Origin of the sequence: Kitasatospora sp. NPDC059327, assembly GCF_042752535.1 — a bacterium.
Taxonomy (GTDB): Bacteria; Actinomycetota; Actinomycetes; order Streptomycetales; family Streptomycetaceae; genus Kitasatospora.
The window spans coordinates 1-5,994 of sequence record NZ_JBHYYB010000199.1 but is presented as its reverse complement, the minus strand read 5'-3'; the positions used below and the strand labels follow the sequence as shown (position 1 = coordinate 5,994).

At 69.6% G+C, this 5,994-nt stretch carries 1 protein-coding gene; it reads right to left on the bottom strand.

Annotated elements, in window-relative coordinates; translation table 11 throughout:
- A partial coding sequence (locus ACFXHB_RS44025) for an amino acid adenylation domain-containing protein (protein ID WP_380582759.1) occupies positions 1 to 5,974 on the bottom strand: 5,974 nt, incomplete at its 3' end.
- Positions 5,975 to 5,994: the final 20 nt, after the last annotated feature.

Here is a 5,994-nt window from a genome sequence, read left to right as displayed (position 1 = left end):
GGTGCGCGAGGCGGTTCGCCCGCTCGTTCAACTCCCCGTACGTCAGCGACACATCGCCCGCCGTAACCGCGACCGCCCCCGGCGTCGCCGCAGCCTGCAGTTCGAACAGTCCGTGAATGGTGTCGCTCATGTCCGCGTGGTGTGTGGCGAGGGGCTCGGACGTGGTGGCGGTGACGCTGTTGCCGGTGGCGCTGTGGATGGGGGTGTCGGGGTTGGTGGCAATGGCTTCGAGGGTGGTGCGGTAGGTGTCGGCGAGGTGCTGGGCGTGGTCCGGGGTGAGGTGATGAGTGTTGGTACTGAGGGTGAGATGGGTGGGGGTGGCGTCGATGGTGAGGCCGAACTCCTTGGGAGCGTCGTTGAAGTTGAGGTTCTGGTCGAGGGCCTGGTGTGTCTGGTGGAAGTCGGTGAAGTTGAAGAAGGTATCCAGGAGTCGGCCGGGGCCAGCGAGGCGCTGGATGGCGGGCAGGGGGTGGTGACGGTGGCCCCAGAGGTCGAGTTCGCGGGTGAAGGTGCGCCGGGCCAGGTCGCGCCAGGTGGTGGCGGTGCGGTCGGCGGGGAAGGGCAGGGTGTTGAGGTGCATGCCGATGACGCGGTCCGCTCCGCTGACCTCGGGGCGGGCGTGAGTGACCAGACCGGTGTGGTAGGCGGGGTCAGCGGTGAGGGTGCCCATGACGGTGGTGTGGGCGGCGAGCAGGATGGTCTTGAGGGGGACGTTGCTGGTGGTGGCGAGGGCGGTCAGGGCGCCGGTCAGGTCGTCGATGGGCACGCGCAGGCTGTAGTGATGCGGGGCCCGGGTGGTGTCGGCCCAGTGCGGGGGCAGGGTGACAGGGGCGTGGGTGGTGACGATGTCCTGCCAGAAGGCCTGTTGGCCGGGTGACGCCAGGGCGTCGAGTTCGGCGGCGATGAAGTCCGCGTAGCGCACGGTGACGGGCTCGGGAGTGCGGGGCCGGGTGTCGTCACGCAGCTGCTGGTAGCTGTCGAGGAGTTCGGCCCGCAGGCTCTCCATGCTCCAGCCGTCCATCACGGCGTGGGGGCTGGTCATCGACAGCCACCAGCCCGCACCGGGGGTGTCGGTGGTGGTGTGGACGTACAGGCGGAATAGCGGGGCCCGGTCGAGGGCGAGCGGGTATTCGCGTTCGGCGCCCACATAGGCACGCAGGGCGTCGGCCAGGTCCGCGTACGCGACGTCACGCACACCGATGACGGTGTCGGCGTCGGAGTGGACCAGTTGCAGGGGCTGGGTGTGGCCGGCCAGGTGGATCGAGGTGCGCAGTGCCTCGTGCCGGGTGGCGAGGAGCTGCCAGGCGCGGGTGAAGGCCTGGTGGTCGAAGGACTGCTCGTCGCGCACCCGGGTGGTGGAGACCATGTGGTAAGCATTGCCGCTCGCCGCCGTAAGTCCTTCGGCGATCATGCCGGTCTGCACCTGTGACAGCGGGTAGGCGTCCACCACGTCGGTGGGCAGCTTCGCACGGTCCTCCGCGCTGATCAACGCGAACGGCGCCACACCCAGCTCGGCCACCGGTGCGGGGGTCGGCTGGTCAGCGAGGGCGGCGCTGAGGTTGGCGATCGTGCGCTGCTGGAAGACCTGCTGGATGCTCGCCGCGAAGCCGGCGTTGCGCAGGGCACCGACCAGCGTGATCGCCCGGATCGAGTCCCCGCCCAGGTCGAAGAACGAGTCCTCGACACCCACGCGCTCGGCGTCCAGGACCTCGGCCCAGATCGCCGCGATCCGACGCTCCCCCACCGTACGCGGAGCCACGTAGGCGGTGTGCGCGTAGGCATCCTGGCCTGGCGCGGGCAGCGCCCGACGGTCCAGCTTCCCGTTCAACGTCACCGGCACCCGCTCCAGCACCACGAAGGCCGCCGGCACCATGTACTCAGGCAGCGCCCGGCCCAGCTCCGCACGCACCATGGCAAGGTCCAGCTCGATCGACTGGTCCGCGGTGGTGCAGTAGGCGGTGAGGCGCTTGTCGCCGGGGGTGTCCTCGCGGACGATGACGACCGCCTCGCGGATGCCGGCGACTGCCGCCAACGCCGCCTGGATCTCGCCGAGTTCCATCCGGACACCGTTGATCTTGACCTGCTCGTCGATCCGGCCCAGGAACTCCAGCGTGCCGTCCTGCCGCCAACGCACCAGGTCACCGGTGCGGTACATCCGCGCGCCCGGCGTGCCGTACGCGTCGGGGATGAAGCGCTGGGCGGTCAGGCCAGGGCGGCTAGCGTAGCCACGGCCCACGTTGACACCGGCGATGAAGAGCTCTCCGGGAACCCCGACCGCCCGCGGCTGGAGGTTGGCGTCCAGGACGTACAGGCTGGCATTGCGGATCGGCCTGCCCATGGGGATGCGCTGCTGAAGGTTCTCGGGCAGCGGGGCGCGCAGGGGCTGGGCAGTGACGGAGAGCGCCGCCTCGGTCGGACCGTACACGTTCAGGATGGCCAGGCCGGGCACGGCGGCGTGCAGGCCCTCCACCAGGGAGACCGGCAGGTCCTCGCCACCGATCATCATGGCACGCAGCGCGCTGCAGGCTCCCAGGTCGCCGTGCTCCAGGACCAGCGAGAGCATCGACGGTACGTAAACCGCCACCGTCACACCGCCATCGGCCATCAGACGGCTGAGGTAGACCGGGTCGCGATGGCCGCCCGGTACCGAGATGAGCATTCGGGCGCCGGCCATCAGCGTGCCGTAGATCTCCCACACGAAGGGGTCGAAGCCGATGGAGGTCTTCACCAGGACCGTGTCGTCCGGCCCGAGTCCGATGTACTCGTGCGAGGAGTCCAAGGTGTTGATGATGCCCCGGTGGCTGTTGGCCGCGCCCTTGGGGCGGCCGGTGGAACCCGAGGTGAACACGACGTACGCCAGCGAGTCCGGGGTCAGGAACCGGGCCGGGGCAGTCGCCGGGCACTCGGCCCAGGCCGCGGGCTCGTCCACGAGGAGCAGCTCCGCATCGCACACCGGCAGGACGGGAAGCAAGTGGCGCTGCGTCAGCAGGATCGGCGCCTGGCTGTCCTCCAGCACCATCGCGATGCGGGCCTGCGGATAGTCCGGGTCCATCGGGACGAACGCGCCACCGGCCTTCCCGACCGCCACGACCGCCACGACCAACTCGATCGAGCGGTCCAGGCAGACGCCGACCAGCGACTCCGCACCGACGCCCCGGGCTTGCAAGTGGCGGGCGAGGCGATTGGCCCGCTCGTCCAACTCGGCATAGGTGAGGTGGGTGTCCTCGAAGGTCACCGCGATCGCGTCCGGCCTGGCGGCGACCTGCGCTTCGAACAGCTCCATCAGGCTCCCGGAGCTCGCCTCGCGAACCTCGCCCATCCATTCGGACAGCGCCAACTCCTTCTCCCTCGCGGGGAGGTGGGCGGTGTGGGCGGGGTGGTCGGGATGGTTGGCCATCGCTTCGAGGACGGCCCGGTACATGTCGGCAATTCGTTGGGCGTGCTCGGGAGCGAGGGTGTGGGAGCTTGCCTGCAGACTCACCGAGGAGGGCGAGACGATGACGCCCAGGCCGAAATCGGTACTGCCGGTGCCGAATCCGGCGTTCTTTTCGACAATGCCGGTGTCGATCTGGTGGAAGTCCTGGTAGTTGAACACGATGTCCAGCAGACGGCCGGCGCCGGCCATGCGCTGGATCTCCGGCAGCGGGAAGCGCCGGTGCTCGAACAGCTCGATCTCACGCTCGAAGGTGCGCCGTACCAGGTCGCTCCAGGTGCCGGTCATCGGGTCGACCGGGAAGGGCAGGGTGTTGAGGTACATGCCCAGCACCCGGTCGCCGCCGACGGCCTCCATGCGCACGTCGTAGACCAGACCGGTGTGGAAGCTCGTCTGGTCGGTGAGCTGGCTCATCACCTTCGTGTGGGCTGTCATCATCACACTCTTCAGCGATGCACCGGTGGAGCGGGCCAGGGCGCGCAGGCCGTCCTGGAGGTCGTCGACGGACACCCGCAGGTTGTACCGCTCGGCCTCCTCCTCGGCCGGGCCCTGCCAGCCCTCGGGCAGGACCAGCGACGAGTAGTCGTCGACCACCCGTTGCCAGTACCCACGGTGCACGGGCGAGGCCAGCGCGTCCAGCTCGGCCGCGACGAAGTCCGCGTACCGCACGGCGACCGGTTCGGGCGTCTCGGGCGACCGGCCCTCGCGCAGGTTCAGATAGGTCCTGACCAGTTCCATGATCAGAGAGTGGTAGCTCCAGCCCTCGGTGACCGCGTGGTGCTGGGAGACGGCCAGGCGCCAGCTGTCCGTGCCCTCCAGGTGCGCGGAGACCCGCAGCAGCGGCGCAGTCTCCGGATCGAACGGACGCGCACTGTCCGCGGCCAGGAATTCCGTCAGCGCCCGAGTCCGCTCGGCCTCTTCGAAGTCGTGCAGGTCGTGCACGTCCACCGGCACGCTCACCTCCGCGTGGACCAGCTGCAACGGCTGCGAGTAGCCGCCCAGGTGGATCGAGGTCCGCAGCACCTCGTGCCGGGAGGCGACCAGGTCGACCGCCTGCCGCAGCGCCTCCGCCGAGAACGGGCGCCCGTCCCGCACCCGGTGCGCGACGAACCCTTGGTAGGCGGCCCGGCCCGCCTCCACCAGCGTCTCCACGACCATACCCGCCTGCACCTGTGACAGCGGGTAGGCGTCCACCACGTCGGTGGGCAGCTTCGCACGGTCCTCCGCGCTGATCAACGCGAACGGCGCCACACCCGTCTCGGCCACCGGACCGGAAGCCTGCCGACCGGCGAGGACGGTGCTGAGGTTGGCGATCGTGCGCTGCTGGAAGACCTGCTCGATGCTCGCCGGGAAGCCGGCGTTGCGCAGGGCACCGACCAGCGTGATCGCCCGGATCGAGTCGCCGCCGAGATCGAAGAAGCTGTCCTGGACACCGACGCGATCGGCGTCGAGGACCTCGGCCCAGATCGCGGCGATCCGTTCCTCCGCCTCGGTGCGCGGGCCGACGTAGGCGGTGTGGGCGTAGGAGTCCTGGTCGGGGGCGGGCAGGGCGTGCTTGTCCAGCTTCCCGTTCGCCGTCACCGGCACACGGTCCAGCACCACGAAGGCCGCCGGCACCATGTACTCGGGCAGAACCTGCCGCAGCCGTTCCCGCACTTGGGCGAGGTCCAGCTCGATCGACTCGTCGACGGTGACGCAGTACGCGGTCAGACGCTTCTCCCCCGGAACGTCCTCACGCACGACGACCACCGCCTCGCGAATGCCGTCGAGCACCGCCAACGCCGCCTGGATCTCACCGAGTTCGATGCGGTAGCCGCGGATCTTGACCTGCTCGTCGATCCGACCCAGCACCTCCAGTGTCCCGTCCACCAGCAGCCTGGCCAGGTCACCACTGCGATACATCCGCTCACCCGGCACACCGAACGGGTCGGGGATGAAGCGCCGGGCGGTCAGGCCGGGGCGGTTGAGGTAGCCGCGGGCCAGGCCCGGGCCGGAGACGTGGATCTCCCCGGGCACGCCGACGGGTACGGGTTCGCCGTTGGCGTCCAGCAGGCGGACGGTCAGGTCCGCGAGGGGGCCACCGATGCGGCTGCCGGCGCCGGGGAAGAAGTCGGCGTCGGTCAGCCGGTGGTAAGTATTGTGGACGGTGGTCTCGGTGATCCCATACATGTTCACGAGTACCGGGCGTTCCAGGCCCAGGCCATCCACCCACAACCGCAGGTCCGACATGTCGAGCTTCTCACCGCCGAAGATGACTGCCCGCAAGACGAGTCGCGCCATGCGCGGGTCACCGTCGCGGACGGCCGCCACGAGCGACCGGAACGCGGTGGGGGTCTGGTTGAGGACGGTCACCCGCTCCTCGACCAGGAGGTCGAGGAGCTCCTCCGGGCTCCGGGCCGCCTGATCCGGGACGACGACCAGGCGGCCGCCGTACAGCAGTGGGCCCCAGATCTCCCACACCGAGAAGTCGAAGGCGTAGGAGTGGAAGAGGGTCCAGGTGTCGGAGTCGTCGAAGGCGTAGTGCTCCTGCGCGGTGGACATCAGGCGCGCGACGTTGTTGT